We start from the raw sequence: 26,919 nt of genomic DNA, 5'->3' as shown, positions 1-26,919 counted from the left end.
GCAGCCGGCCGGGATGGTCACCGACTGGGACACGGTGTCGGTGTGGGTGGCGCCGTAGCCGTTCATCCACGCCTTCCACGACCCGGTGCGCGCCGGCTGGCCGGTGGAGCTGTCGATGACTCCGGCCGAGGCCGACCAGGGCGCGGCCGTGCCGGTCTCAAAGCCGGGGTTGCCCAGCTTCTGTCCGGGGCTGGAGCAGCCGCCGCCCACGCCGCTGCCGCCCGACAGCCACTCGGTGCCGTTCAGCGCGATCGCCGCGTTCGTTGCGGCCGGATCGCCCCAGCCGTTGAACAGGGTGTTTCCGGACTGGCCGGTCCCGTCGTCGACCGGGGACGAGTCACCCCAGAACATCACCCGGCCGGTTCCGAAGGTCGAGGTCGCCACCGCGGCCCCGGTGGTCCCCGAGGCCGAGTGCCCGGTCCGAAAGATCTCTCCCCGGACGCCGGCGTTGTCGGCGGGCTTGAGGGTGGCGGTGGTGCCGTTGCGGATGATGGTTCCGGTCACAGTCCCGAACGGCCCGCGGATGATCGGGTCCGAGCCGGCCGCCGAGCCGATCACGTTCGGGTTCTCGGAGCCGATGTTGAGCAGGTCGATCGAAAAGCCGAAGGGGTCGGTGGAGTCCACCGAGTTGTTCGACATCAGGTCATTGAGGATCCTCGGCGAGTCCCAGCCGTCATTGTTCCGGTCGCTGGCGGTGTGGTCAGAGACCATCAGCAGCCCGCCGCCGCGCTGCACGAAAGTCATGATCGCGGTCTTCTCACCCGCGCTGAGCACCACGTTCGGCTCGGGCAGCACGAAGGTGTTGAAATTGGCCAGATCCTGGGCGTTGGCGGTGTCGCCGTAGCTGATCCGGCCGCCGACGGGCAGGGTCTTGATCGAGTACCGGCCGGTCTTCTGCAGCGCCACCCCCCAGGCCGAGATGGCCCCTGTCCACGAGGTCTCCGACGTCGGGCTCGGGTTCTGCGCCAGCGGATCGGGCTGGGCGGTGGAGACGATCCAGTCGGCGTTGCCGGCGGTCTCACCGTGGCTGGCGTCGAAGAGCACCCGGTAGGAGGCGGCCGCGTGCGCCGGAGCCACACCGATCGGCGGGGCCGCGGTCAGCGCGCCCGCGCCGGTCAGCACCGCCACCCCCAGGGTGGCAACCCGTCGGGACAACCGCATTCGAGCCTGCTGCATGACAGAACCTCCGCAAGGGGGCGAAGTACCCGAATACCGGCACCATGTCGCACCCTAGAGTGCGCAGCGCAACCCCGCTGAACGGGCTACTTCTCAAGCACCCCGCTGCCACACTCGCCGGCCCAGCCCGCGCCCCTGACTGCGATGCGCACGGCCGGGTCGCTTGACCCGGGGGTCCGGCTCAACCATCCTGAGGCCACCGCGGGACAAATGCCGTGATCACATGTGCGGAGGTCGCCAAGATGGCTGGTGGGCTCCTCTCCGCTGACACCTCGGCGACGGCGCCCGACTCCTCCGACGCCGAGCCGGCGATCCGGCTGCGCGGACTACGCAAGACCTTCGGATCGGTCGTGGCCGTGAACGACCTGGACCTCGACATCGCCGACGGCGAGTTCTTCGCGATGCTCGGCCCGTCGGGGTCGGGTAAGACGACCGTGCTGCGCATGATCGCCGGGTTCGAGACCCCGACGGCCGGAACCATCGTCCTGGGCGGCGTCGACGCGACCCGGCTGCCGCCCTTTCGCCGCGACGTCAACACAGTCTTCCAGGATTACGCGCTCTTTCCGCACATGAGCGTGGAGCAGAACGTCGGCTACGGCCTGCGGGTGCATCGAGTGCCCAAGGCCGAGCGGCTCAAGCGGGTCGGCCAGGCGCTGGAGATGGTGCAGCTGACGGGCTTGGGCGCTCGGCAGCCCCACCAGCTCTCCGGCGGCCAGCGCCAGCGGGTCGCGCTGGCCCGTGCTCTGGTGAACCGGCCCCGGGTGCTGTTGCTGGACGAGCCGCTGGGCGCTCTGGACCTGAAGTTGCGCGAGCAGATGCAGCTGGAGCTGAAGGCGATCCAGCGCGAGGTCGGCATCACCTTCGTCTTCGTCACCCATGACCAGGACGAGGCACTCACCTTGTGCGACCGGCTGGCGGTCTTCCGGGACGGGCGGATCGAGCAGTTGGGCAGCGCTCAGCAGGTGTACCAGTCACCGGCCACGCCGTTCGTCGCCGAATTCGTCGGAACCTCCAACCTGGTGCGCGGCGAGGCGGCGCAGGCGCTGCTCGGCCACGGCGGCACCTGCTCGATCCGGCCCGAGAGGATCAGGGTGCTGCGTCAGGGCAGTCCGACCGCAGCGAATGACGTGGTGGTCCAGGCGAGGGTACGAGAGGTCGTCTACGCCGGAGCTGAGACCCGGATCGTGGTGGACGCGGCGCACGGTCTCACCCTTGCCGCGGTCGTCCTCAACAGCGCCGAGCCGGCGGTGGACGTGCACCGCGGCGATCCCGTGGTGCTGTGCTGGGACCGCGCCGCGGTGAGCGTGATCGAACCCTGATGCCTGCCGGCTTGGCCAAGCGGGCCGCGCACACCGAGGAGAGGAACATCGATGACAAGCTTGATCCGAAACAGCCGGAGATATCTTGCCGTGCTGGCCGCTGGCGCGGTCCTGGCGGCCTGCGGCGGTTCTAGCAAGACCGCGAGCCCGGGCGCCAAGGGCCAGGAGCCTCCCAAAGTCCCGATGGCGACCTCGGTCGGCGACGGCGAAGGCACGCTCAACATCGTCGTCTGGGCCGGGTACGCCGAGAACGGGGCCAACGATCCCAAGGTCGACTGGGTGCACCCGTTTGAGAAGCAGACCGGCTGCAAGGTCAACGCCAAGGTCGGCAACACCTCCGATGAGATGGTGCAGCTGATGAAGACCGGCCAGTACGACGGGGTTTCGGCTTCCGGTGACGCCACCCTGCGGCTGATCTACGGCGGTGACGCGGCGCCGGTGAACACCTCGCTGGTGTCCAACTACGCGACCGTCTCCAGCTTCCTCAAGAACGGCAACTGGAACTCCGTCGGTGGCCAGATGTACGGAATCCCGCACGGCTGGGGCGCCAACCTGCTGATGTGGAACCCGACCAAGGTGACCGGCGCGCTGGACTCCTGGGCCGCTGTCTTCGGCGACTCGGGCAAGTACCAGGGCAAGGTGACCGCCTATGACTCCCCCATCTACATCGCCGACGCGGCGCTGTACCTGATGGCCACCCAGCCCTCGCTCGGCATCAAGGATCCCTACGCGCTGACCTCTGCCCAGCTGGATGCGGCCGTGACCTTGCTGAAGCAGCAGAAGGCCAACGTCGGCGAGTACTGGGCCGACTACACCAAGGAGGTGCAGGCCTTCGAGTCCGGCACCTCGGTGGTGGGAACCACCTGGCAGGTGATCGCGAACACCATCAACGCCGATGGCAAGACCAAGGTTCAGACCGTGCTGCCGAAGGAGGGCGCCACCGGTTGGTCTGACACCTGGATGATCTCCTCGAAGGCCAAGCACCCCAACTGCATGTACCAGTGGATGAACTACATCGTCTCGCCGCAGGCCAACGCCGAGGTCGCGGAGTACTTCGGTGAGGCGCCGGCCCAGACGCTGGCCTGCCAGCACACCAGTGACAAGGCGTTCTGCGACACCTACCACGCCCTCGACGCGGCGTACGCGGCGAAGATCCACTACTGGACCACCCCACAGAAGCAGTGCGTCGACAACAGCGGAAAGGACGACTGCACCGACTACGCGCAATGGGTGGACAAGTGGCAGCAGATCAAGAGCTGATGTCGCGCCCGCCGGTCATGCCCGCACCGCATGACCGGCGGGGAGCGGTGTCAGCCTTCTTCGCGACCAAGCGCAAGACCAGGCTGGCGATGCTGCTCGGCGCCCCGATGCTGTGGCTCGTCCTGGCCTACTTCGGCTCGATCGCCGTGCTGCTGCTGTCCGCGCTGTGGAGCACCGACTTCTTCACCGGCAACATCACCCAGACCTACAGCATCGACAACCTGCGTGAGGTCTACACCCAGTCCCTGTACCGGAGCGTGACGCTGCGGACTGTCATGGTCGCGCTCCTCGTCACGCTCATCGACGGCCTCATCGCCTTTCCCATGGCCTTCTACATGAGCAAGCTGGCAGGCCCACGGCTGCGCAAGGCGTTGCTGGTAGCCGTGCTGACTCCGCTGTGGGCGAGCTACCTGGTCAAGGCCTACGCCTGGCGCAGCCTGCTGGCGCCCAACGGCCCGGTGAGCTGGCTGACCGGTGGCCACACCCCGGGCTACGGCCTCACGGCCACCGTCATCACGCTGGCCTATCTCTGGCTGCCCTACATGGTGATCCCGGTCTTCGCCGGTTTCGAGCGGGTGCCGCGATCACTGTTCGAAGCCAGCGCTGACCTCGGCGCCGGCGCCGGGCGCACCCTGCGCTCGGTCATAATCCCGATGGTCTTCCCGGCCCTCGCGGCGGGCTCCATCTTCACGTTCTCCCTCACCCTGGGCGACTACATCGCGGTCGGCATCGTCGGGGGCAAGACCCAGTTGCTGGCGAACGTGATCTACGGCCAGCTGGTCACGGCCAACAACCAGCCACTGGCCGCTGCGCTGTCCACCGTGCCCCTGGTCGCGATCGTCGTGTACCTGCTGCTGATGCGCCGGACCGGCGCCCTGGAGAACGTCTGATGCACCTGTCGAACCGGGTGCGCCGCGCGCTTGCGGCGCTCACTTTTCTGGGACTGGCCTTTCTCTACGTCCCGCTGATCCTGATCGTGCTCAACGCCTTCAACTCCTCGCGGACCTTCTCCTTCCCGCCCACCGGTCTCACCCTGAAGTGGTGGAGCGCGGCGGCGCACAGCGAGGGAGCCCTGCACGCGCTCGGCAACTCGGTCCGGGCCGGCCTGGGCGCGACGGCGGTGGCACTGGTGCTCGGCACGATGGCGGCGTTCGCGGTGCAGCGCTTCGACTTCTTCGGCCGTTCCACGATCAGCTTCCTGGTGGTGCTGCCGATCGCGCTGCCGGGCATCGTCACAGGCCTGGCGCTCAACGCGGCGTTCACCAACGTGCTGGATCCGCTGGGAATCGGCTTCGGCCTGACCACGGTGATCATCGGCCATGCGACCTTCTGCATCGTCGTGGTCTACAACAACGTCCAGGCCCGGCTGCGACGGATGAGCGGGTCGCTCGAGGAGGCTTCAGCTGACCTCGGCGCCACCGGCTGGCAGACCTTCCGGCTGGTCACGTTTCCCTCGTTGCGGGGCGCGCTGCTGGCCGGTGCGCTGCTGGCGTTCGGCCTCAGCTTCGACGAGGTCGTCGTCACCACCTTCACCTCAGGCCCCGCGGTCCAGACGCTGCCGCTGTGGATCTTCGGCAACTTGTTCCGGCCCAATCAGGCGCCGGTGGTCAACGTCGTCGCCGCCGTGCTCATCGGCTTCGCCGTGCTGCCGGTGTGGTTGGCGCAGCGGCTCGGGGACGACGCGGCGTCCAGTCGGTTCTAGAGCGAGGCCCGCTATCTCAGGCCGTAGTCGCCCAGCACCTCGGCGCCGGCGCGCTGGCCCTCGAGGGCGCCGCCTTCCATGTAGCCCTGGTAATCGATCGAGCAGTGCTCACCGGCGAAGTGCACGTTGCCCTGCCGCACCGCCTCGTAGCCGGCGTAGTTCTGGCAGTAGCCGGTCGGGTAGTAGGAGTAGGCGCCGTAGGAGTACGGGTTGACGTGCCAGGCCGCCAGGGTCGCCCGGCCGTTCCACTTGGTTCCCAGCCCGGGAAAGACCGGCTCGATCTCGCTCAGGAACTTCCTCGCCGAGGTCACCACGTAGGGGTTGGCCTGGTTGCTGAACGGCATCGACGGGTTGAGCGCCGCGGCGATGTCGCCACCGGTGTAGTCCACCAGGATCCCTTCGGCGCCGGCCTGGGCACGCGTCGCCTCCCAGGTGTTCATGGTGCCGGTGTCGCTGTAGGACTCCCCCGAGGAGATGCCGGGCCAGGCGCCGGGACTGTTCCACACCCGGGCGCCGAACTGCAGGTGCAACTTGCAGTCATGGCCCATCCGCATGTTGGCGATCTGGCCCTTCTTGCGGGTGTCGAAGCCCGCCCTGGTGAAGTCGAGTCGCTTCAGCACGCCCAGCGGCACCGCCAGGATGGTGTGGTCGGCCGTCACCGTCTGGGTCCTGCCGTTGGCCGTGAAGGTCAACGTCTGGGTGCCGTTGGGGTTCGCGGCGAGCGCGGTGAGCTTCCAGTTGAGATTGACCGAGCCCTTGGGCAGCGCGGCCGCCATCGCCTTCGGCAACTGGTCGTTGCCGCCACGGATGTGGTAGCGCTCGTCGGAGAGGCCGAAGATGCTGAAATTGCCCGGGCTGGGCTGGTAGGCCAGCAGGCCGAGGATGTTGAGCGCGGTCTGGTCGGTGGTCTGGCCGCCGTACTCCTCGTTGTAGGCCACGTCGAGCAGAGCGCCCATCGGCGAGGAATGCCCGCCCGGCACCCGGCTCTCGATCCAGTCGTAGGCGCTCATGTTTGACAGCGTGGTGCCACCGCCGGGCTGCGGGTTGTTCCAGGTGACCGGCCAGGTGAAGGTCTTCATGTCGTTCTGGATGTTCTGGTGCACGACCTGGAAGTCCGAGCTTGCCTGGCTGTACAGGTAGTACTGCCCGAAGAAGTAGAAGGTCTGCTCGGCTTGTTGGGGCTCGGCCTGGACGAGGTCGTCCAGCGTCAGGTTGAACCGCCGGGCGAGCGCCTGGACTGCCTTGTGGCCGGTGTCGATCATCTCGCCACCCCACTCCGACACCTGCCCCGACGCCCAGTTGGCAGTGTCGGAGTAGATCCGGCCGCCGAGCCGGGTGTTGGCCTCGTAGACCGTGCAGGCCAATCCGGAGTCCTGCATTCTCAGCGCGGCCGCCAGGCCGCTGATCCCCGCGCCGATCACGGCGATCCGCGGGGCGCCCGCGGCGCCCGCGCGCTGGGCGAGCGGAACCTGCCCTAGCGCCACCACGCCGGCCGCGGCGACAGCGCCACCGAGCAGCTGACGGCGGCTTAGTTCCAGCCCTACCTTGTCCGGGCCCATCGTCTGGATGGCCTGCGGTGTCACCCCGAGCTCATCGGCGGCACGGTGCTCCGCGGCCAGTCGCCGTACCAGGTTTCCGATCGACGATCTCGCCATGACGAAGCCCTTCAGTCCATCTAACAATCAATTAACACGTGATCCTGCTGGCAGAAACTGCCCATGTCAACGAATCGGGGCCAACGCCGACGGAGCGGGACGAACTGTCACCGAGAGCGACGGTCCGAGGTGGAGCCGCTGCCGCTGTCCACCGTTGAGCCCCTGACCCTCGACTCCGTGGAAGACTCCGGGGAACCCAACCCCTGACCCAGACGTCGGAGCAACCATGAACAATCTCGCGAACGTCGACCACTTCTTCGTCAAGCAGAAGATCACCATGATGGTGAACCGCTACGAGATCCGTGCCGCCCTGCCGGACGGCTCCGAGGGCGAGGTGCTGGCCGTCGCGCAGCAGAAGCGGATGGCGTTCAAGGAGCAGGTCACGTTCTACGCCGACGAGCAGCGCTCGGTGCCGGTGTTCAGCTTCAAGGCGCGCAAGCGGATCGACCTGGCCGCCACGTACGACGTGCTGGACGCCGGAGGTCAGCCGATCGGCAGCTTCCGTAAGGAGTTCGCCAAGTCCCTGCTGCGGTCTTCGTGGGAGCTCACCTCGGCGGCAGGCGTGGCCAGCGGGACCGAGCGCAACCAGGGCGTCGCCATCGCCCGGCGCCTGTGGGAGTCCCTGCCCTTCGTCGGCGACCTGCCGTCGCCGTTCCTCTTCCACTTCGACTTCACCGACGCGCAGGGCAGCGTCGTCCTCTCCTCGGTGCGCAAGCGCTCGCTGCGGGACCGGTACGAGGTCACCGTCCCGGGTGGTCGGGTCGACGGCCGCGTGGCGGCGGCGATGGCAGTCGCGCTGGACGCGCTGCAGTCCCGCTGAGCCGGATCAGACCAGGCCGACGCCCCAGCTGCCGGCCCACTGCTGGCCCGGCTCCAGCCTGATCAGGCCCTGGCCGGAGTTGAAGGCGTTGGCCGGGCAGCTCATCGGCTCGATCGCCACCGCGTTGCGCCCGGGCGTGATGAACGGCGGCGTGAACACCTGCAGGTACTGGTAGGCGGCGTCCCAGCGGATCTGGACAGCGCGCCGCTCGGTGCGCAGCAACGCCGCCGAGCCGGTGAGCTCGGCGAAGCCGTGGTCCAGGCGCAGGTCGCCGATCGGCCGGATCGTCCGGAGGTCGAACGGGGTGCCCTCGACCGGGCGGCGCCCGATCGGGATCTGGCGCTCATCGGCTTCGAGCACCGCCCCGGCCGGCACCAACAGCTCGGCGGTGTCGAGCTCGTGGTCGGCCAGGTCGAGGTAGGGGTGGAAGCCGGCTCCGAACGGCGCGGCCGAGCGGCCGGTGTTGGTGACCGCGGTGCTCACCAGCAGTCCGGTGTCGGCGTCGAGGCGGTAGCTGATCTCCAGGCGCAGCTCGAACGGGTAACCGGTCTGAGGCGCCAGGTCGTGGGCCAACGTCACCGACGAGCCGTCGTGGCTGATCGCGCTCCACCGGACCCACTTCACCAGGCCATGGCTGGCATTGAGCCGCGCCGGCTCGGTGAGCGGCAGCTGGTAGTCCACGCCGTCGAAGCGGTAGCGGCCGCCGGCGATCCGGTTCGGCCACGGCAGCAGCACCGCGCCGGTCGACTTGGGCGGCAGCGCGTCCGGCGGGCTCTGGACGGTGACCGGTGAGCCGTCGTGCCACAGCCCCGCCAGGCATGCCCCGACCTCGGCCAGCACCGCGCGGTAACCGCCCGCCGCGATCTCATAACGCCTGCCGTCAAAGCTCATGCCTTCGACGCTAACGAGTCCGGCTCGACCGGTGGCTGGCGGGCGTCGTACTGCCAGAACGACCGGACGGCCCGAGCCGCGATCAGCACCCCGCCGGCGCACAGCAAACCCCCGCCGACCCAGGACACCGTCACCGAGGTCAGCGACGCGGTCGCGCCGGCCCGCAGGTCCCCCAGCCGCGGCCCGCCGGCCACCACCACCACGAAGACGCCCTGCATCCGCCCGCGCATCGCGTCGGGGGCGTAGGTCTGCAGCATGGTCTGGCGGTACACCGCGCTGATCAGGTCGGCCGCGCCGGCCACCGCCAGCAGCAGCACCGCGAGCCAGAGCTGGTGGGCAAGGCCGGCCACCGCCACGGCCAGTCCCCACACCACGATCGCCCCGGTCAGGCTCACCCCCTGGCGGCGGACCCGGCCGATCCAGCCTCCGGACAGCCCCGCCAGCACCGAGCCGATCGCGATCGCGGCGTACAGCGGGCCGACCTGGCCGTGCCAGCGGTCATCGGCCACCTGCGGGTACAAGGCCCGGGGCATCGCGAACACCATCGCCACGATGTCGACCACGAAGGACATCAACAGCACCGGACGGCTGCCGATGAACAACAACCCGTCCAGCACCGAGCGCAGCCCGGCTCGTGGGGACTGGCCGTCCGGCGGGATACGCGGCAGGCGAAGCGCTGCGTACATGGCCAGGGTGAACAGCCCGGCGTCGACGGCGTAGGCGTAGGCGAAGCCGTGTTGCCGGGTGATCAGCACCCCGGCGATCAGCGGGCCGATCACCTGGCCGACGTTGCCCACCGTGAACGTCAGGGTGTTGGCCGCGGGCACCAGCTCGACCGGCACGATCCTGGGGATGATCGCGCCGCGCGCCGACGAGGCGACGGCGAAGAAGCCGGACTGGACGGCGACCAGGGCCAGGATCAACGGCACGCTCCGCAGGCCGGCCAGGGTCTGCAGCAGCAGCCCGACGGTGCAGGCCCACGTGCCCAGCGAGCTGATCAGCAGCAGCGTGCGCCGGTCGATGACGTCGGCGATCGCCCCGCCGTACAGGCCGAAGACCACCAGCGGAACCAGCCCGACCAACCCCACCAGGCCGACCTGCAGGGACGAGTGCGACAGCTGGTAGACCTGCACCGGAACGGCCACCGCGGTCAGCATCGCCCCGATGAACGAGGTGCCCTGACCCATCACCTGACGCCGGAACGCCGCGATCCTCAGCGGCGCGGTGTCGATGGCGTGGTGCCGCAGCCAGCCGACCCCGGCCTCGGGCTCGGCCTCGACCACCGCTTCGGCCGGGCGCGGCGCGCCGCCGTCCTGAGTAGCGCTGTCGTCCTGGGTAGCGCTGTCGTCCTGGGTAGCTCGGTCGTCCTGGCTCACGCGTCGTACCGGGTCACGCGTCGTACCGGGTCACAGGCCGTACCCGGTCGCGCGTCGTGACCGGGTCACGGGCCGAGCCGCTCGATCAGCCACTGTCCGCCGGGACGTGCCGGGCCTGCGGGCGCCTCGCCCTCCACCAGCCGGTAACGCAGCCGGTCGTGCAACCGGAACTCCCTGCCCTGCCAGAACTCGGCCTCGGTCACGGTGATGCGGTAGCCGCCCCAGTGTGGCGGCGGGGCGATCTCGCCGTCGCCGAAGCGCTCGGTGACTTCGGCCAGCCGCCGCTCCAGCTCGGCCCGGCTCGGCAGCGGCTCCGACTGTGGCGAAGCCCAGGCCGCCAACTGCGCTCCGCGCGGCCGGGAGGCGAAGTACCGGGCGGTCTCGGCGGGGTCGACCTTGGCCACCGGCCCGCGCAGGCGCACCTGACGCTCCAGCGGCAGCCACGAGAACAGCGCGGCGGCCACCGGGTTCGCGGCGAGCTGGCGGCCCTTGGCGGAGTGGTAGTTGGTGTAGAAGACCACGCCGGCGGCGTCGAAGCCACGCGCCAGCACGGTCCGCAGGTCCGGCCGGCCGGCCTCGTCGACGGTCGCCACCTGCATGGCGTTGGGCTCGTCGATCCGGTCGTCGGTGATCGCCTGGGCGAACCAGGTCCGCAACTGCTCCAGCCAGGTCGGCGCCAGCAGGGCCTCGCTCAGCTCACCGGCGCGGTAGGAGCGACGGGTGCTGGCCAGCCCGGCCAACGGATCGGCGTCGGTCCCGGAGGCGGTCACCCGGCCATTCTTCCTCACCTGCCAACGGCCCGGCGAAGCCGCGTGACCCGGGGTCGGGGTCAATAGGTAACAATGGAGTCGTCGGGCGCCTCGCCATCGCGCCCACAACTCAGCGAGCCTTCCGCGCCGGCTCCGCCAGGCGGCCGGCGAACTGACCAAGCGATCGGAGTCAGTTGCATGTCAGACGATTTCAGCCCCGGCCTTGAGGGTGTCATCGCGTTCGAAACCCAGATCGCCGAACCCGACAAGGACGGCGGAGCGCTGCGGTACCGCGGCGTCGACATCGAAGATCTCGTGGGCCACGTCACGTTCGGCAATGTCTGGGCGTTGCTCGTGGACGGCAAGTTCGGACCCGGCCTGCCGCCGGCCGAGCCGTTCCCCATCCCGGTGCACACCGGTGACGTCCGGGTCGACGTCCAGGCGGCGCTGGCGATGCTCTCGCCCATCTGGGGCTACCGGCCGTTGCTGGACATCAGCGACGACGAGGCCCGCGAGCAGGCCGCCCGGGCCTCGGTGATGGCGCTGTCCTACGTGGCGCAGTCCGCCCGCGGCGTCGGCGCGCCAGCGGTTCCGCAGTCGCGCATCGACCAGTCCCGCACCATCGTCGAGCGGTTCATGACGCGCTGGCGCGGCGAGCCCGACCCCCGCCACGTCGACGCCGTGGACGCCTACTTCGTCTCGGCCGCCGAGCACGGCATGAACGCCTCGACCTTCACCGCCCGCGTGATCGCCTCGACCGGCGCCGACGTCGCCGCCGCCATCTCGGGCGCCATCGGCGCGATGTCGGGCCCGCTGCACGGCGGCGCGCCGGCCCGGGTGCTGCCGATGATCCAGGAGGTCGAGCGCACCGGCGACGCAGCCAAGGTGGTTCGCGACATCCTCGACCGCAAGGAACGGTTGATGGGCTTCGGTCACCGGGTGTACCGCGCCGAGGACCCGCGCGCCAGGGTGCTGCGACGCACCTGTCGCGAGCTCAACGCCCCTCGCTACGAGGCCGCGGTGGCGCTGGAGCAGGCCGCGCTGACCGAGCTCCGCGAGCGCCGGCCCGACCACCCCATCGAGACCAACGTCGAGTTCTGGGCGGCGGTGACGCTGGACTTCGCCGAGGTGCCGCCGCACATGATGCCGGCGCTGTTCAGCTGCGCCCGGACCGCCGGCTGGTGCGCGCACATCATGGAGCAGAAGAAGACCGGACGGCTGGTCCGGCCGTCTGCTCGCTACATCGGCCCCGATCCGCGCAGCCCGAAGGACGTCGAGGGCTGGGACAACATCGCCCATTCTTAAACCGCGCATTCCCGGCGGTTGCCACTTAGTGTGAAGCCGCACACCTGGGAGCCCAATTCGGCGTGCCTGACCACGTGGGGGGTCTTATAGTCCCCGTCATCATGGTCAGACAGGGTTCGGTCAGCTGGCAGAACTGGGCAGGCACCTATTCGGTGACGCCGGCCCGCATCCAGCACCCGTCCTCGCCGGAAGAGGTGGTGGAGGCGGTGAGCCGCGCCGCCCAGGAGAACCTGTCGGTGAAGGCCGTCGGGGCCGGGTACAGCTCCAACGACATCGCGGTCACTCGCGGCGTGATGCTCGACCTGTCCCGGCTGACCGGCATCCTCTCCGCCGACCAGCGGACCGGGCTGGTGACAGTCGCTGCCGGAACCACGCTGCACGAGCTCAATCACGCGCTGTGGGAGCTCGGCCTGTCGCTGAGTTGCCTGGGCAATCTCGACGCCGCCACCATCGCCGGCGCGATCGCCACCGGCACCCACGGCACCGGTCGGCGTTACGGCGGCTTGGGCAGCCAGGTGCGCGGCCTGCAGCTGGTCACCGCCGACGGGCAGCTGCTGAATTGCTCGGTCAAGCAGCATCCGGAGCTGTTCGCCGCCGCTCGGGTAAGCCTCGGCGCCCTGGGCATCATCACCGCGGTGACCCTGCAATGCGAGCCTGCCTTCGTCCTGCATTCGTTCGAGGCCCCGGCCGACTACGAGGACCTGCTCGAGGTGCTCGCCAGGCTGGAACTGCGAGACCACTTTGAGTTCCTGTGGTTTCCGCACACCCGCCGCGTGCTGACCAAGGTGCAGACCCGGCTGCCCCCGGACGCCCCGCTGCAACCGTTGAGCCCGGTGCGCGGCTGGTACGACGACAAGGTCCTCGGCAGCGTGTTCAGTGCGATGAACCGGCTGTCCACAGCCTGGCCGGGCGTGACCGGCAAGGTGAACCGGATGGCCACCCGGGCACTTCCTGAGCGCAGCTACACCGATCGGGCCTACCGGGTCGTCACAAGCTCACGCCGGGTGGTGTTCCGCCAGATGGAGTACGCGGTGCCACGGGCGTCGGTGGCGCATGTCCTGGACGAGATCGATGACTGGCTGCAGCGCTCGGGCGAGCAGATCGCCTTTCCGGTCGAGGTCCGGCTGACGGCCGCGGACAACATCCCGTTGTCACCGGCCTTCGGCCGCGAGACGTGCTGGGTCGCGGTTCACCAGTACCACCGGCGTTCGCATGATCAGTACTTCGCCGCTGTCGAGGCCATCGCCCGCGAGGCCGGCGGACGGCCGCACTGGGGCAAGCTGCATTACCGCACGGCCGAAGACCTGGCGCCGTCCTACCCGCTGTTCGAGGAGTTCCTGGCGGTGCGCGACACCTACGATCCCGAGCGCCGGTTCAGCAACGACTACCTTCGCCGGGTGCTCGGCAGCTGATCGGCGGCATTGGCCGCATGAGGCCAAGGGGCAGATCGCGGCCCGAAGCCAGACCTCGTCCTGATCGCCGAAGACGGCGGCTGCACCTTCTCCGGATGCGACAAGCCACCCAAGTGGCGCCGACGCCATCACATCACCGCCTGGGTTGACGGCGAAAAGACCGACCTGGACAACCCGCCAGTCATAAACAGGCCTGGTGTGACGATCCGGACCGGGCCGAGTCAGAAGTTTAATGAGCTGTGGCGAACAGGGTGGCGACTCGGCGAGTCCGAGGCAGCCTCATCTACGATGGCGGCATGATTACTCGCCTACCTCAGCTATCGCTTGACGCACTAAAGATCGAGGTGGCGACGTATACCGCGAAGCTATCCATGACCGCTATTCCCGCACTCTACGGTGTGACTGATGGAAAAGCGGTTGGAACGTATGTCGAGCATGCGTTTATCGCGCACTTAGCGTTGACTTACGAGTTCGACAAGGGCAACTCCGCCAAGGGAATTGACATCCCGAGCCTGGACATTGACCTGAAGGTCACGTCGATCAAGCAACCCCAAAGCTCTAGCCCTTTTCGGGACGCTACTCAAAAGGTCTATGGGCTAGGGTATGGGCTGCTCGTTTTCGTCTACGAGAAGGCTGACGACCCAGTGGGTCAAGCCGCGCAGCTTGACATACTCCATGCAATTTTGATAGATCGAGCATTGACTGCCGACTACACGCTGACGCGGGGCCTCAAGCAAATACTCGAGGCTGACGGAGGCGTGGACGACGTCGACGCATACCTGCAGGACAGGAATTTGCCACTCGACCCCGACTCGCGGCGCACGTTGGCCGAACGGATACTGCTGGAGCCTCCAGCACTGGGACAGCTCACCATCTCAAATGCACTTCAATGGCGGTTGCAATACGGCCATGCGATTCGCGCCGCGCTCACCGGCGGCATGGATGGGGTGGTAGATCTTCGTGCCCAACGATGAGTTCGGTGATTTCCAGACACCGATCAAGCTTGCTCGCATGTGTGTGGAATCAGTCGTTGACCGGGGCCCGTGGAAACGCGTGCTCGAGCCCACCTGTGGGACGGGCTCCTTTCTGGAGGTGGCCCACGAGCTGCTGTCAGACGCCGAGGCAATCGGCGTCGAACTCCAGGAAGAGCACGCCAGGGAGGCGGGCCGGAAGGCAACCGTCATCCACCGGGACATATTCGGGATCGATCTGGCGTCTGAGCTGCCGTGGGCTGAAGACGGTCCCCTGCTCGTCGTCGGCAACCCGCCCTGGGTCACGATCGCGAACCTCGCGGTCCTTGAGTCGGCCAACCTCCCTGTCAAGGAGAACCTCAAGCGACTCGTAGGCTTGGAGGCGTTGACCGGCGCGTCGAACTTCGACATCGCCGAGTACATCTGGATCAAACTCCTGCGGGAGCTTCAGTCCCAAGAACCCACGATCGCACTGCTTTGCAAGACACAGGTCGCAAGAAATGTCCTGGAGTTCTCAAGCCAGACTGGACTCCCATTGGAGTCTGCGACGATCAGAAGAATTGATGCCAAAAAGTGGTTCGGCGCCATGGTCGACGCATGCCTTTTCACGGTCACCCTGCGAGTCGGCGCTGCGAATTATGTGTGCGATGTGTATGACGCGCTAGACGCGCAGCTGCCAAGTTCGACTTTCGGAGTGGTGGGTGGCAAGTTCGTCTCGGACGTCGAGGCATACCGGCGGTATGGCGCCGTGGACGGAAAGAGTCCCTTAGAGTGGCGCCAGGGAATCAAGCATGACGCCACCGAGGTCATGGAGCTGGTCGATGACTCAGGCCCCAGACAGAAGTCGGGGCAGCCTGTGCATATCGAGTCGGACTATCTTTATCCGCTGTTGAAATGCACCGACGTCTTCCGGGACCGGCTCAAGCCCACGAAATACATGGTCGTCCCGATGCGCAGCCTCGCAGAGAATACGGCGGAGCTTGAGACCAAGGCGCCTAAGCTCTGGGCGTACTTGACCCGGTTCGGCGATAAGCTTGACAAGCGCCAGTCGTCGATCTACCGGTCACGATCACGCTTCTGCGTCTTTGGGATTGGACCGTATAGTTTCTCGCCATTCAAAGTCGCAGTCTCAGGACTTCACAAGCAAGCTGAATTCCGGCTCGTCTGCCCCACGGCAGATGGCCGCCCGGTGGTCTTTGATGACACGTGCTATTTCCTGTCTTTCGACTCGGCAGAGGAAGCAAGCCTTGTCGCTTCACTGCTTCGTTCAAAGCCTGCCCAGGCAACCATCGGCGCATTGGCTTTCTGGGATTCCAAGAGACCAATCACTAAGAGACTGCTGCAGCGCCTCGATCTGGCCGCGATAGCTGACCTGGCCGTAGACGAAGCCGTACTCGAAGACGCTTTGAGGCTGGCAGCGGCGCAAGGGATCAAGCTTGACCCCGAAGCGCTGTCGAGTGCGTACGCAGACCGGCGGCTCGCCTGGGCGAACCCGGTCCCGGCCTCCAAGGCCCGGCGAGGCGGGTCGCGGCCGAAGCCGGTCGACGGCATGACCGCGGCGGAGGGTGAGTTGTCACACTCGGCGGCTCAAGGCGGCCTCTTCTGAAGTCGCGAACTGCGCTTGGTCGCCGCTAGCCCACGCCGCGCGCTTCACGTGGATGGCGACCTAACTCGGACTGGGTGACGGGCTACCGCCGGCCGTGGTTCATCGGTCAAGAAGCGAGGTGTGCTGAGGCCCCCCGGTCGAGCTCGTCGGCTTGGTCCGCGGCCACGACGAGGTCGACGGCACGTCGCCGGACTCGTCGGCTCCGGTGAATTGACCGCACTCAGGCGGCCGGGTCGCGCGGGCAGTTCTGGTAGACCGCGAGCAGCCACTTGCGACCCCGCTTGACCAGGATCCAGGACGCCCTGATGGCCGCTTCGTCAGGCACCTCGGTCTCGCCGGCCGGCATCACGCCGCCCTGGGTGATCACCGCCACGGCGCCCGCGCGCAGCGGCTTGATCTCGATGGGCGAGCCGGTGACCGTGCTGCCCTTGTAGGCGCCGTCGAACTGCGCGGCCATGAAGTCCCGGATCTCGTCGTGGCCCTTCTTGTAGACGCCCGGCAGGATCAACGTGCCGTCTTCGGTGAAGAGCTCGGCGAAGGCATCGGCGTCATGCGCGGCCCAGGCCGCGACCATGCGCGCGGGGACCGCGGCGATGGCGGCCATGTCGGCGGCGGAAGGTCCAGCGGCGGAAGGGACCGAGGTGGTCGTGGTCATGGGCGTTCTCGCTTTCGGTTGAGCGATCGGTTCAGCGGACTCTTGAATGGACGAGTTGAGCGGACGGACCATCGCCACGACCGTCGCACCGGCGGGCGTCAGGGCGCACCTTCGGTGTTGCGGGACCGGCCCGGACCAGCCAGACCAGCCCGGACCAGCCAGACCAGACCGGACCAGACCAGACCGACCGGACCAGCTAGACCGACCGGCGCGCACCCGCACGTCAGGCACGCTGCTGGGATACTGGCCGGGTGAGCCAGCCGCCCCAGCCTTATCCGGTGATCCCCGCCGAGCTGCTCCCCTCCGATGGCCGGTTCGGCTCCGGGCCGTCCAAGGTCCCCGCCGACACCCTGCGCCGCTTCGGCGAGCGAGCCGGTCGGGTGCTGGGCACCTCCCACCGGCAGCCGCCGGTGAAGTCGCTGATCGGCCGCATCCGGTTCGGCCTGAGCACCCTGTTCCGGCTGCCGCCCGGCTACCAGGTGGTGCTGGGCAACGGCGGCTCGACCGCCTTCTGGGACGCGGCCGCCTTCTCCCTCGTCCGGCAGCGAAGCCAGCACGTCACCATCGGCGCGTTCTCGGCCAAGTTCGCCGACGTCACCCGCGGCGCGCCGTTCCTGGCCGAGCCGAGCATCCGCTCGGCCCAACCCGGCTCGGCGGCCTACCCGGAGTGCGAGGCGGGGATCGACACCTACGCCTGGCCGCAGAACGAGACCTCGACCGGGGTGATGCTCGACGTGCGTCGGGTCGCCGGCGCGGACCCGACGGCCCTGCACCTGGTGGACGCGACCTCGGCAGCGGCCGGCCTGCCGGTAGACCTGAGCCAGAGCGACGTCTACTACTTCGCCCCGCAGAAGGGCTTCGCCGGCGACGGCGGGTTGTGGATCGCCTTCTTCTCCCCCGCGGCGCTGGAACGGGCTGCTGAGCTGGCAGCGTCCGGGCGCTGGATCCCGCCGTCGCTGGACCTGGTGACCGCCATCGACAACAGCGCCAAGGACCAGACCTACAACACTCCCGCGATCGCCACCCTGTGGCTGCTGGCACACCAGATCGAGGACATGCTGGAGCGCGGCGGGCTGGCCTACACCACCGCCCGCAGCGCCTCCTCCGCCGCCCGGCTGTACTCCTGGGCCGCCGACTCCGCCTTCGCCAGCCCGTTCGTCGCCGACCCGGCGGTGCGCAGCTCGGTGGTGGGCGTCATCGACTTCGCCTCCGAGGTGCCGGCCGGCCGGCTGTCCAAGGCGCTGCGCGCCAACGGCATCGTCGACACCGAGCCCTACCGCGGCCTGGGGGGCAACCAGCTGCGAATCGGCATGTACCCGGCCGTGGACCCCGACGACATCTCGGCCCTGACGTCCTGCATCGACTGGCTGGCGCCCAGGCTCGGCTGAGTGCGGGCTGAGCTGGGCGCATCTTCGCCGCCGGCACGGCGTGGACAGTCACGTTCTCAGGCCGGTCGCCGTATCGTCGCGTGCATGCGATTGCTGCGTCTGGTCGGTCCCGATGAGGACGGCACGTCCCTGATCGTGGAAGCGGTCGAAACCGGCAGTCCTGAGGGTGAGCGCTTCACGCTGTCACTGGATGACCGGCTGCGCGCCCTGGCCACCGCCCAACCCGATCAGCAGACCGACACGCCGGAACCGACGCCGGCAGAAAGCAGCGGACCTGTGCCGACTCCCCGTGAGATCCAGGTGCGGGTGCGAGCCGGCGAGAGCGCCCAGGCAGTCGCCGACGAGGCCGGCATCCCGCTGGAGCGAGTGATGCGCTTCGCCTTCCCGGTCCTGCAGGAGCGGGTCCGGGTCACCGACGAGGCCCGCCGCGCGCGGGCCAGGCGCGGCGGCGACGGGCTGCTGGTGCCCTTCGGCGAGTTGCTCGACAGCCGGCTCGCGCGGCATGGCGTCGACCCCACGTCCGTGCGCTGGGACGCCTACCGGCGCGAGGACGGTGGCTGGACGGTCACCTCGGCGTTCAGCTCGCACGAGCGCGACGTGCTGGCGAAGTTCTCGTTCTCGCTGCTCAACCGCACGGTCTCGGCGCTGGACGACATCGCTGCCGACCTGCTCTCGGACCGGCCGGTGCAGGCGCTGCTGCCGCCGCCCCCCGCGCCCAAGCCGGTCGCCGACGAGTCCGGCGCCGAGTGGTCGCCGGACTGGGACTCCGCCCCACCCCGGCTGACCGCCGTGCCGAATCCCACCCGGGCCGACGCGCCGCGCCAGCAGGAGACCGGCGCGGCAGTCCGGCCGCCCTCGCGCCGGCAGAAGGCGCACACCCGTCCGGTTCCGGTCCAGGCCGAGGACGAGCTGTTCGACCAGGACGCCTTCGAGCAGCAGCCCTGGCACGAGCCGCCGCTGCCGTTTGAAGCCGGCGCCGCCTCGATGAGCACCCCGACCCGCCCCCGCGGCCAGCGCCCGGCCGCCGAGACACGCGAGAGCGCCAGCGCAGAGGCGCTCACTCGGGCGCAACCGGAGCTCACCGAGCCCGCGGCCGCCGATCAGAAGCTGACGGGGCTGGACCCGGCCGGACGGAAGGGCTCCGACGCGGACCCGGCAGATCTCGATCAGCCGAACTTCGTCTCAGCCGAAGCCCTGTTCGAGCCGGCCGACACCGGCCCAGCGGGCGCCGGCCCAGCCCGGCCTGCCCCGGCCAAGCCCGCTTCGGCGAAGTCCCGTCCGGCCGGCACCGCCACGGCGATTCCCGCGCCCGAGGCCCCCAGCGGCAGCGACGACCTGGTCAGCACCCGGACGGGTGGCGACTCGCAGAGCAAGCGCGGCCGGCGAGCGGGCGAGAAGCCGCGGATGCCGTCCTGGGACGACATCCTGCTCGGGGTCCGCAACAAGTCCGACTGAACGGCGCCGATTGAGCGGCCCCAGCTGAGCGGCGCCGGGCTCAGCAGCCCGCCGAGCGGCCCCGGCTGAGCGACTCGGCTCAGCAGCCCGCCGAGCGGCTGCGGACCAGCGTCCGGCGGCCGGCTGGAGGGCCTAAAACAATTGGCTCGTTGTCGGGGCGCCGTCGTAGGGTGAGTCACCGTGGCATACGGGGCGGACGAAGCATCAGCGACCGGCCTGGAGGCCGGCTCGCACGCTTCGATGCGCGGGCTGCTGCGACTGTGGCCCTGGCTTCGTCCCTACCGCGGTTACCTGATCTTCATGCTGGTGATCGCCAGCCTGGCGATGGTCGTCCAGTCGGTGCTCCCGATCATCACCGCCGCGCTGATCGACGGCCCGATCGCCCGCCAGGACCCGTCCGGCATGTACCCGCTGATCGGCCTGGCGCTGCTGTTCGGGGTGCTCGAGGCGCTGCTCTTCGGAGTCCGGCGCTGGGCGATGAACGTCTCGTCGCTGGCTATCGAGACCGATCTGCGGCGTGACCTGTACCAGCATCTGCAGCGGTTGCCGGTCAGCTTTCACGACCGGTGGCCCTCGGGCCAACTGCTGTCCCGGGTGACCAGCGACCTGAGCATGCTGCGCCGGTTCGTCGGCTTCATGGCCGTCTTCGTGGTCGCCAACCTGGTCGTGATCGTGGTCGTGCTGGCGATGATGATCAAGCTGCACCTGCTGCTGGGGCTGGCGATCTGCGTGGCGATGCTGCCGCTGGCCGTGGTCACGCGGCACTACGAGCGGCGCTACAACATCGAGGCCCGGCGGGCGCAGGACCTGACCGGCGACCTGGCCACCGGCGTCGAGGAGTCGGTGCTGGGAATCCGGGTGGTCAAGTCCTTCGGCCGTCGCGGCCAGCTGCTGCGCAACTTCACCGGCGACGCCAGCCGGTTGCGCGAGGCCGAGCTGGGAAAGAACCGGACGCTGGCCACGCTGTGGTCGCTCATCGGCGCCTACCCGCAGGTGGTGCTGGCCGGCGTCACCTGCTTCGGGGTGCTGGCGGTCGGGCACGGCTCCCTGAGCCAAGGCGACCTGGTCGCGTTCATCACCCTGCAGCTGCGGTTGAACTGGCCGCTGATGGCCATGGGCTGGCTGATCGCCGGCACCGAAGAGACGGTCGCGGCGACCGCGCGGCTGTTCGAGGTCCTCGACAGCGCCAGCGACATCACCGACCCGCCGGCGCCGGCGCACCTCAGCGGGCCGTGGAGCCGGCCGGCCCGGCTGCGGTTCGACAAGGTCTGCTTCCGCTTTCCCGGCGCTGCCAGCGACACCCTGCACGAGTTGGACCTCGACATCGCCCCTGGCGAGACGATGGCCTTGGTCGGTCCCACCGGCTCGGGCAAGACCGTGCTCACCTCGCTGGTCTCCCGGCTGCAGGACGTCACCGGCGGCGCGGTGCTCATCGACGGCGTGCCGGTCAGCCAGCTGCGGCTGGAGGAGCTGCGCCGCACGGTCAGCACCGCCTTCGAAGAGGCCACCCTGTTCTCGGCCAGCGTGCGCGAGAACCTCAGCCTCGGACGCCCCGAGGCCACTGACGACGAGATCGCCGAGGCGATCGAGATCGCCCAGGCCGGCTTCGTCCACGAGCTGCCCTACGGCCTTGAGACCCGGGTGGGCGAGCAGGGCCTGTCACTGTCGGGCGGCCAGCGGCAACGGCTGGCGCTGGCCCGGGCAGTGCTCGGCCGGCCCCGGGTGCTGGTGCTCGACGACCCGCTGTCGGCGTTGGACGTGCACACCGAGGCCCAGGTCGAGAAGGCGCTGCGCCGGGTGCTGGGCGCGACCACCGCGCTGCTGGTGGCCCACCGCGCCTCGACCGTGCTGCTCGCTGACCGGGTCGCGCTGCTCGACGGCGGCCGGATCATCGCCGTCGGCACCCACAGCGAGCTGATGGCCACCAACCCGGCCTACCGCGGCCTGCTCTCCCAGGACGGCGACCGCGAGCTGCGCGACGACCTGCCCCACGACCTGCCCGACGACGTTCAGCAGGTGCGGGTATGAGCGCCCAGCCGCCTGGCGAGCCGGGCGCGGAGCAACTGGCGCCGGTGCCGGTCACGCAGTGGCGCGGCCAGTACGACCGCAAGGAGCCCGAGGACGAGCAGGCCGTGATCGCCGAGGGCCGACCGCGTCTTGACCCGGAGGCCCGGCGGCTGCTGCTCGAGCTGATCCGGCCCTACCGGCGCCAGATCATCATCCTGCTGATCCTGGTGGTCGGTCAGGTCATCACCACGATGGCGGCGCCGTGGCTGATCGGGATGGCGATCGACCACGGCCTGCCCGACGCCCTGGACGGGAACTACCGCACCCTGACACAGCTGACGGTGGCGCTGGTGACGGCCGCGACCACCGCCGGCGTGCTGCAGTGGGTGTTCCTACGCCGCACCGCCGTGGTCGGTCAGGCGGTCCTGTTCGACCTGCGCCGCCGGGTCTTCGACCACACCCAGCGGTTGAGCGTCTCCTGGCACGAGCGGTTCACCTCGGGTCGGGTGATCAGCCGGCTCACCTCTGACATCGACACCTTGCGCGAGCTGCTGGACTCCAGCCTGGACGGCTTGCTGCTCGCGCTGCTCAACATCGTGGTGATCTCGGTGGTGATGCTCGTGCTCGATCCGTGGCTGGCCCTGATCGCCCTGACCGCGATGATCCCGCTGCTGCTGCTGTTCCGGTGGTTCTCCGCGCACTCGACGGTGGCCTTCCGCCGGACCCGCGAGAGCGTGGCGCTGCTGATCGTGCAGTTCGTCGAGACCTTCAACGGCATCCGCGCGGTGCAGGCGTTCCGGCGCGAGCCTCGCAACGACGCGATCTTCGAGGCCTTGAACGCCGACTACCGTGACGCCAACCGCAAGGTGTTCAACCTGCACGCGGTCTTCATCCCCGGCGTGACCCTGATCGGCAATGTCGCGACCGTGACGGTGCTTTTCGCCGGCGGTTACCGGGTCGCGCAAGGGGGCCTGGCGCTCGGCGTGCTGACGGCGTTCCTGCTGTACCTGCGAGAGTTCTACGGTCCGATGGAAGACGTCGCGATCTTCTACAACTCGCTGCAGTCAGCGACCGCCGCGATGGAGAAGCTGGCTCTGGTGCTGGCCGAGGAGCCGGCGGTGCCCGAGCCGGCGAACCCGACGCCGCTGCCGCATCCGACGGCCGGCGAGGTCTGCTTCGACTCGGTGGAGTTCAGCTACGACCCGAAGGCCGAGCATCCGCGCACCGTGCTGCACGAGCTCGACCTGCGCATCGACAGCGGCCAGACCGTGGCGCTGGTCGGCGCCACCGGCGCGGGCAAGACCACCATCGCCAAGCTGATCAGCCGGTTCTATGACCCCACCGAGGGCCAGGTGCGCCTGGACGGCGTCGCGCTGGACCAGCTGTCAGACCACGACCTGCACACCGCGGTCGTCATGATCACCCAGGACGGCTTTCTGTTCTCCGGATCGGTGGCCGACAACATCGCCTTCGGCCGGCCCTCGGCGTCGCGGGCCGAGATCGAGCAGGCGGCCCGGGCGGTCGGCGCCGATGAGTTCATCCAGCGACTGCCGGCCGGTTATGACACCGACGTCCGCAAGCGCGGCGGCCGGCTGTCGGCCGGCCAGCGGCAGCTGATCGCCTTCGCCCGGGCGTTCCTGGCCGACCCGGCGGTGCTGATCCTGGACGAGGCCACCTCCAGCCTCGACATCCCGACCGAGCGGGCGGTGCAGCGGGCGCTGCGCACCGTGCTGCGTGGGCGCACCGCCCTGATCATCGCCCACCGGCTCTCGACCGTGGCGATCGCGGACCGGGTGCTGGTGCTCGACGCCGGCCGGGTCGTCGAGGACGGCGCCCCGGCCGACCTGATCGCCACCGTGGACGGCCGGTACGCCGCGTTGCACACCGCCTGGCTCGACTCGCTGGTCTAGCACCGGCTTCAGTGGTCGCACAGAGTGGGCCACTAACTAGTGCTCACGCTGCTTCACCAGTCCAACGAACCTGTTCAAGCGTCTTGGCTATCTCGTCAATCAGCACCGCAGAAGCTCCTGACATCTTCCTTTTGAAGACCGCTGGCTCTTGGGCCGACCAATCCCGGAACTCGGCAGTTCGGAAAATAGGCCAACGCTCCTCCTCCTTGTCCCTCTTCATGTGCTCACGGTCATCAGATTTTGCGGTATTAGATGCTTCCACTGCGGCCAGAAAATCTGCCAATGCCGCGGTCGGCCCTTCGTAGGACTTATCAAGCCTTCGGTTCATCCGTAGGCTCCGCACGTACCGCCTAGTACCATATTCTGTTCTTATCGCCCTAAGGTGCGCGATCACATCATTTGCTGACCGTACAGGAGTATTCCGCCTTTCCCAGCGGCTGAGGTACAGTCTGTCCCGAATTCGTAGAGTTACAGCAACCATAAGGCCTACGAGAAACAAAACTGCGCCAAGTCCTACTGCGATAGTAAGCACCAAGCTGACGACGGGACTATCTTGGAAGCGTATTCCTACTATCAATAGGAGCGACACCGCGACTACGGCCAAAACTGTCCCCAATAGCCAGGAGGCAAGATTGCGAACACCGCGATTCATGAGGAAACGTACAAGGCTGGGCAGGGATAGAATTGCTCGGTAAAGCAAGACAATTTGCGGCACAACCCAGACCATTGACGAAACGGAGGCGATGCGCACACAGAGTAGAGCAGACAATGACCAGGTCACTAAAAATAAACCGACCGCACTTAAGGTTGCCTGCATTCTATGCGCCTCACTTACACTCAGCGGCACAAATATGAAGCGCAACGCGAAGGCAAAGTAAGCTACTAATATGCTGTCTATAGCAACAAATTTGGCACTTACGCTTTCATCGTTACCAATACGTCTTACGCCTGGAGCCAAGGAGCGGATACTTGCCATCACTGGGAACTTCATTTGATCAGCGGACCAGGCGAAAAACGTCGTAGCTCTCAGAACATATAGAGAGGCATGCGAAATCAATCCTATAAACAGGACGCCAGCGAAGCTAGAGACACTTGAAGCTAGAACAGCGCCAAACGCAAGTACCACGAGATGAATTGCGAAGTCCACAAATGGCACTGCGACCAGCAGTCGCTTGCTAGACAAGAAGTCCTTGGCACCGTCAACTCGTTTTAGCTGAGCATTGACAGCTAGGGAGTCCCGGCGTAAGCGGCCACCTACTGCATAAGTTAGGAGGCCTAGGCGAATCTCGCGCGCGAGGTCCGCGGGTAGCGGTTTGAGGCGACCAAGCTGACGGAACGCAGACTCCCGAAGCCACCCACTGCCGCTTTGTGAGGCGCGTCGCAACAAGAACAAAAGGGTTTTCTCCGGGGCGGCCCCCGCCGTATCGATCGCCCACTTCAAGTCGATGATAAGGCCGCGCGTGGCTGCGTCTTTAAGCAGTTGCCCACTCCGGTCCTTCACTTGATGCCTGGTAGGCGCAACACGGCCGTTCCAGCCTGCATCGAGCAGGCCTAAAACGTGCAGTGCGCCACGCGGCCAGATGAATGGGTGAGTGTTTTTAGCGTCAGAGAGTGCGGTATCAGGCGGTAACGCCGAAACTTGCCTTAGGAAGCGATCAGCCTCTGCGAGCAAAGCATCGGTCTTGTCAGCCGGCTGCATCTGCAATACGGTTACCGCAGTCTCACGCCATCTGCCGTCTAGCAGAAGATCCTGTTCGGACACCCGCTGAGGTTCCCGCAACACTAGACAAGTAGCGAAGTATTCCTGGAATCGTCGGTGGGAAAAGGTAAGCGTAGTGGGATCGAGTGGCGAAAACCGATCCTCGGTACGGGCTAGCCTAACAAATCGTAAGGCCCCCATTGCCATCATCAGACTGCTCTGAGTAACTATGAACCCCTGCTTTCTCAGGCCTGCCAGCAATTTAGGCTCAGTCGCACTGAGCCCCAAGCCAGGTTCCGCTGCCATGCAGAAGGCTACCTTCTCCGCGATATCGCGGATTTCAACAGCGTCCATTTGAAACCGTGCGAGAATCTCAGCGCCATCTTCTCCGAATGAGCGTACGACATGTGATTCAAAGACACTATGCGAGGTCTCAGGGAAGTGCCGTTCATTTTCAACATATTCGCACAACAGGCCCAACACTAGCGGATTATCGGAGAGAGCTCTAATACTGGTCGTTGCATTCGGTAATTCATTGAACAGAATCCTTTCCGCGACAACATCAAGAGCCGCCTTCTTAATGAAGGCAGTTCGCCGACGTTCCGACAAAGGTACGATCCAAAATTTCGGCCAGGCCAGCTCTTGCGGTCCCCTGTATTCGCGGGAGGCTAACATTCCTCGACAGGGGCTAACGCCATTCATGAACTGCTCTATTGCCTGAGCGTAACGTCGCACTGTGGCGTCAACCTCCACGGCGCTGAGAATTTCTGGTATCTCATCAAAGCTGTCGAAGAGAAAAAGCCACAGACCCTTCTCAAGTCCCTCGTCGAAGTGCTCCTTGAAGTACTTCACTTGCCGTTGGTCATCTAGGGCGGAAGACATAGTCTCGAGGATGAAATTTCGGATGTCAGTACCCGTGACATCGTCTTGACCTGGCCTGAATTGTTTAAGGCTGATATAAAGCGGAATAACCACATGATTCCGCCGTGTCTTCCGGGCTGCGTTCGTCAACCGACCTGCTACGTGCCTAAGCGCAACGCTCTTCCCCGAGCCCGGATCGCCTTGTAGTAGCAGTAGCCGATGTTTACTTGCCATCAATGCTGTTGTTAAATTTCCCTCGCGCCTTCGGCTGTCGTCCGAGCCAAACAAGCGAGCCAGCGGCCCGCGGCCCAAACGCGCACCTACGGCTTCAACTTCAGCCTCAAGTTCAGCGTAACGCTTGTCAGCCCAAGATTCGTCCGCGTTCATACGGGTCAATCGGCCGTCCAAGCTTTCCAGAAAACTTCGCCGTCTTGCGATAGCGCGACGACGGTCGGGGCCATACAGTCGGGCAAACTGCTCCAGCGCGAAGCGAACGACCGGTTTCAACCAGGACACTCCACTGAGGAGTGCTCCTACCGCCCCAGTGACGGCCAAGACAGCAACGGCTGCTGCGACCACACTGTTGTGTGTGAACGGTTCTAAGACCGACTCTGCCTCTGTTACAGCCATTGTTTCGCATCGCCTTACTTCCACCCATACATCCCGGCGATGTACACGATAGCCTTCCGGGCGGGAGTGGCG

At 67.2% G+C, this 26,919-nt stretch carries 20 protein-coding genes; 13 read left to right on the top strand and 7 right to left on the bottom strand.

The window, feature by feature from the left end; genetic code table 11:
* Nucleotides 1-1,176, bottom strand: a 1,176-nt coding sequence (locus VGB75_19855; protein HEY0169304.1) for a hypothetical protein, incomplete at its 3' end; no start/stop codon positions are given.
* A gap of 242 nt (nt 1,177-1,418) precedes the next feature.
* Between VGB75_19855 and VGB75_19850 the strand changes: the two genes are divergently transcribed.
* Genes VGB75_19850 through VGB75_19835 form a run of 4 tightly spaced genes read left to right on the top strand, consistent with a single transcriptional unit; the run spans nt 1,419 to nt 5,457 of the window.
* Nucleotides 1,419-2,495 (top strand): ABC transporter ATP-binding protein, encoded by a 1,077-nt coding sequence (locus VGB75_19850; GenBank protein ID HEY0169303.1) that lies wholly within the window; start codon nt 1,419-1,421, stop codon nt 2,493-2,495.
* 51 nt (nt 2,496-2,546) lie between these two features.
* Complete coding sequence (locus tag VGB75_19845) at nt 2,547-3,755, top strand: ABC transporter substrate-binding protein (protein ID HEY0169302.1); 1,209 nt, start codon at nt 2,547-2,549, stop codon at nt 3,753-3,755.
* Nucleotides 3,734-4,645, top strand: a complete 912-nt coding sequence (locus VGB75_19840; protein HEY0169301.1) for an ABC transporter permease — start codon at nt 3,734-3,736, stop codon at nt 4,643-4,645. The genes VGB75_19845 and VGB75_19840 overlap by 22 nt, the downstream gene beginning before the upstream one ends.
* Nucleotides 4,645-5,457 (top strand): ABC transporter permease, encoded by an 813-nt coding sequence (locus VGB75_19835; protein HEY0169300.1) that lies wholly within the window; start codon nt 4,645-4,647, stop codon nt 5,455-5,457. The genes VGB75_19840 and VGB75_19835 overlap by 1 nt, the downstream gene beginning before the upstream one ends.
* Nucleotides 5,458-5,468: 11 nt before the next feature.
* Here the strand turns inward: VGB75_19835 and VGB75_19830 are convergent, their stop codons facing one another.
* Nucleotides 5,469-7,112, bottom strand: coding sequence for an NAD(P)/FAD-dependent oxidoreductase (locus VGB75_19830; protein HEY0169299.1), 1,644 nt, complete (start codon nt 7,110-7,112; stop codon nt 5,469-5,471).
* 226 nt (nt 7,113-7,338) lie between these two features.
* On the opposite strand from VGB75_19830, the gene VGB75_19825 reads away from it, so the two are divergent.
* Nucleotides 7,339-7,932, top strand: a complete 594-nt coding sequence (locus tag VGB75_19825) for a hypothetical protein (GenBank protein HEY0169298.1) — start codon at nt 7,339-7,341, stop codon at nt 7,930-7,932.
* A 6-nt stretch (nt 7,933-7,938) separates the two neighbouring features.
* Here the strand turns inward: VGB75_19825 and VGB75_19820 are convergent, their stop codons facing one another.
* The 3 genes from VGB75_19820 to pdxH form a co-directional block, all read right to left on the bottom strand.
* Complete coding sequence (locus VGB75_19820) at nt 7,939-8,823, bottom strand: aldose 1-epimerase family protein (protein ID HEY0169297.1); 885 nt, start codon at nt 8,821-8,823, stop codon at nt 7,939-7,941.
* On the bottom strand, nt 8,820-10,199 hold the full coding sequence (locus VGB75_19815) for an MFS transporter (GenBank protein ID HEY0169296.1): 1,380 nt from the start codon (nt 10,197-10,199) through the stop codon (nt 8,820-8,822). Before VGB75_19815 ends, VGB75_19820 begins: the two co-directional genes overlap by 4 nt.
* Nucleotides 10,200-10,264: 65 nt before the next feature.
* Complete coding sequence (gene pdxH / locus VGB75_19810; protein ID HEY0169295.1) at nt 10,265-10,969, bottom strand: pyridoxamine 5'-phosphate oxidase; 705 nt, start codon at nt 10,967-10,969, stop codon at nt 10,265-10,267.
* A 177-nt stretch (nt 10,970-11,146) separates the two neighbouring features.
* Between pdxH and VGB75_19805 the strand changes: the two genes are divergently transcribed.
* From VGB75_19805 to VGB75_19790, 4 genes are all read left to right on the top strand, one after another.
* Nucleotides 11,147-12,253: a citrate synthase 2 gene (locus VGB75_19805; GenBank protein ID HEY0169294.1), complete on the top strand. Its 1,107-nt coding sequence runs from the start codon at nt 11,147-11,149 to the stop codon at nt 12,251-12,253.
* Nucleotides 12,254-12,354: 101 nt separating this feature from the next.
* Nucleotides 12,355-13,665 (top strand): D-arabinono-1,4-lactone oxidase, encoded by a 1,311-nt coding sequence (locus tag VGB75_19800; protein HEY0169293.1) that lies wholly within the window; start codon nt 12,355-12,357, stop codon nt 13,663-13,665.
* A gap of 371 nt (nt 13,666-14,036) precedes the next feature.
* A complete protein-coding gene (locus VGB75_19795; GenBank protein HEY0169292.1) occupies nt 14,037-14,639 on the top strand; it encodes a hypothetical protein in 603 nt (200 codons plus the stop codon).
* Nucleotides 14,626-16,242 (top strand): hypothetical protein, encoded by a 1,617-nt coding sequence (locus tag VGB75_19790; GenBank protein ID HEY0169291.1) that lies wholly within the window; start codon nt 14,626-14,628, stop codon nt 16,240-16,242. Before VGB75_19795 ends, VGB75_19790 begins: the two co-directional genes overlap by 14 nt.
* 220 nt (nt 16,243-16,462) lie before the next feature.
* Here VGB75_19790 and VGB75_19785 read toward each other — a convergent pair whose 3' ends face one another.
* A complete protein-coding gene (locus VGB75_19785; GenBank protein ID HEY0169290.1) occupies nt 16,463-16,897 on the bottom strand; it encodes an SgcJ/EcaC family oxidoreductase in 435 nt (144 codons plus the stop codon).
* 251 nt (nt 16,898-17,148) lie between these two features.
* On the opposite strand from VGB75_19785, the gene serC reads away from it, so the two are divergent.
* The 4 genes from serC to VGB75_19765 all read left to right on the top strand — a co-directional run bounded on the left by serC (nt 17,149) and on the right by VGB75_19765 (nt 23,657).
* Complete coding sequence (gene serC / locus VGB75_19780; GenBank protein HEY0169289.1) at nt 17,149-18,285, top strand: phosphoserine transaminase; 1,137 nt, start codon at nt 17,149-17,151, stop codon at nt 18,283-18,285.
* Nucleotides 18,286-18,369: 84 nt separating this feature from the next.
* Nucleotides 18,370-19,740, top strand: a complete 1,371-nt coding sequence (sepH, locus tag VGB75_19775) for a septation protein SepH (GenBank protein ID HEY0169288.1) — start codon at nt 18,370-18,372, stop codon at nt 19,738-19,740.
* Nucleotides 19,741-19,920: 180 nt separating this feature from the next.
* A complete protein-coding gene (locus VGB75_19770) occupies nt 19,921-21,768 on the top strand; it encodes an ABC transporter ATP-binding protein (GenBank protein ID HEY0169287.1) in 1,848 nt (615 codons plus the stop codon).
* Nucleotides 21,765-23,657: an ABC transporter ATP-binding protein gene (locus VGB75_19765; GenBank protein HEY0169286.1), complete on the top strand. Its 1,893-nt coding sequence runs from the start codon at nt 21,765-21,767 to the stop codon at nt 23,655-23,657. Before VGB75_19770 ends, VGB75_19765 begins: the two co-directional genes overlap by 4 nt.
* Nucleotides 23,658-23,700: 43 nt before the next feature.
* Here the strand turns inward: VGB75_19765 and VGB75_19760 are convergent, their stop codons facing one another.
* Nucleotides 23,701-26,604 (bottom strand): NACHT domain-containing protein, encoded by a 2,904-nt coding sequence (locus VGB75_19760; GenBank protein HEY0169285.1) that lies wholly within the window; start codon nt 26,602-26,604, stop codon nt 23,701-23,703.
* Nucleotides 26,605-26,919: the final 315 nt, after the last annotated feature.

Origin of the sequence: Jatrophihabitans sp., from assembly GCA_036399055.1 — a bacterium.
In the GTDB taxonomy this organism is placed as follows: Bacteria; Actinomycetota; Actinomycetes; order Mycobacteriales; family Jatrophihabitantaceae; genus Jatrophihabitans_A.
Note: the sequence above shows the minus strand (reverse complement) of the source record. Positions and strands in the feature narration are given on the sequence as shown.

What these genes read in the sequence shown, in the direction of transcription:
- VGB75_19850 (HEY0169303.1), top strand. Translation starts at nt 1,419, where the DNA reads ATGGCTGGTGGGCTCCTCTCCGCTGACACCTCGGCGACGGCGCCCGAC.
- VGB75_19845 (HEY0169302.1), top strand. Translation starts at nt 2,547, where the DNA reads ATGACAAGCTTGATCCGAAACAGCCGGAGATATCTTGCCGTGCTGGCC.
- VGB75_19835 (HEY0169300.1), top strand. Translation starts at nt 4,645, where the DNA reads ATGCACCTGTCGAACCGGGTGCGCCGCGCGCTTGCGGCGCTCACTTTT.
- VGB75_19830 (HEY0169299.1), bottom strand. Translation starts at nt 7,112, where the DNA reads ATGGCGAGATCGTCGATCGGAAACCTGGTACGGCGACTGGCCGCGGAG.
- VGB75_19825 (HEY0169298.1), top strand. Translation starts at nt 7,339, where the DNA reads ATGAACAATCTCGCGAACGTCGACCACTTCTTCGTCAAGCAGAAGATC.
- VGB75_19820 (HEY0169297.1), bottom strand. Translation starts at nt 8,823, where the DNA reads ATGAGCTTTGACGGCAGGCGTTATGAGATCGCGGCGGGCGGTTACCGC.
- VGB75_19805 (HEY0169294.1), top strand. Translation starts at nt 11,147, where the DNA reads ATGTCAGACGATTTCAGCCCCGGCCTTGAGGGTGTCATCGCGTTCGAA.
- VGB75_19800 (HEY0169293.1), top strand. Translation starts at nt 12,355, where the DNA reads ATGGTCAGACAGGGTTCGGTCAGCTGGCAGAACTGGGCAGGCACCTAT.
- VGB75_19795 (HEY0169292.1), top strand. Translation starts at nt 14,037, where the DNA reads ATGACCGCTATTCCCGCACTCTACGGTGTGACTGATGGAAAAGCGGTT.
- VGB75_19785 (HEY0169290.1), bottom strand. Translation starts at nt 16,897, where the DNA reads ATGACCACGACCACCTCGGTCCCTTCCGCCGCTGGACCTTCCGCCGCC.
- sepH (HEY0169288.1), top strand. Translation starts at nt 18,370, where the DNA reads ATGCGATTGCTGCGTCTGGTCGGTCCCGATGAGGACGGCACGTCCCTG.
- VGB75_19765 (HEY0169286.1), top strand. Translation starts at nt 21,765, where the DNA reads ATGAGCGCCCAGCCGCCTGGCGAGCCGGGCGCGGAGCAACTGGCGCCG.
- VGB75_19760 (HEY0169285.1), bottom strand. Translation starts at nt 26,604, where the DNA reads ATGAACGCGGACGAATCTTGGGCTGACAAGCGTTACGCTGAACTTGAG.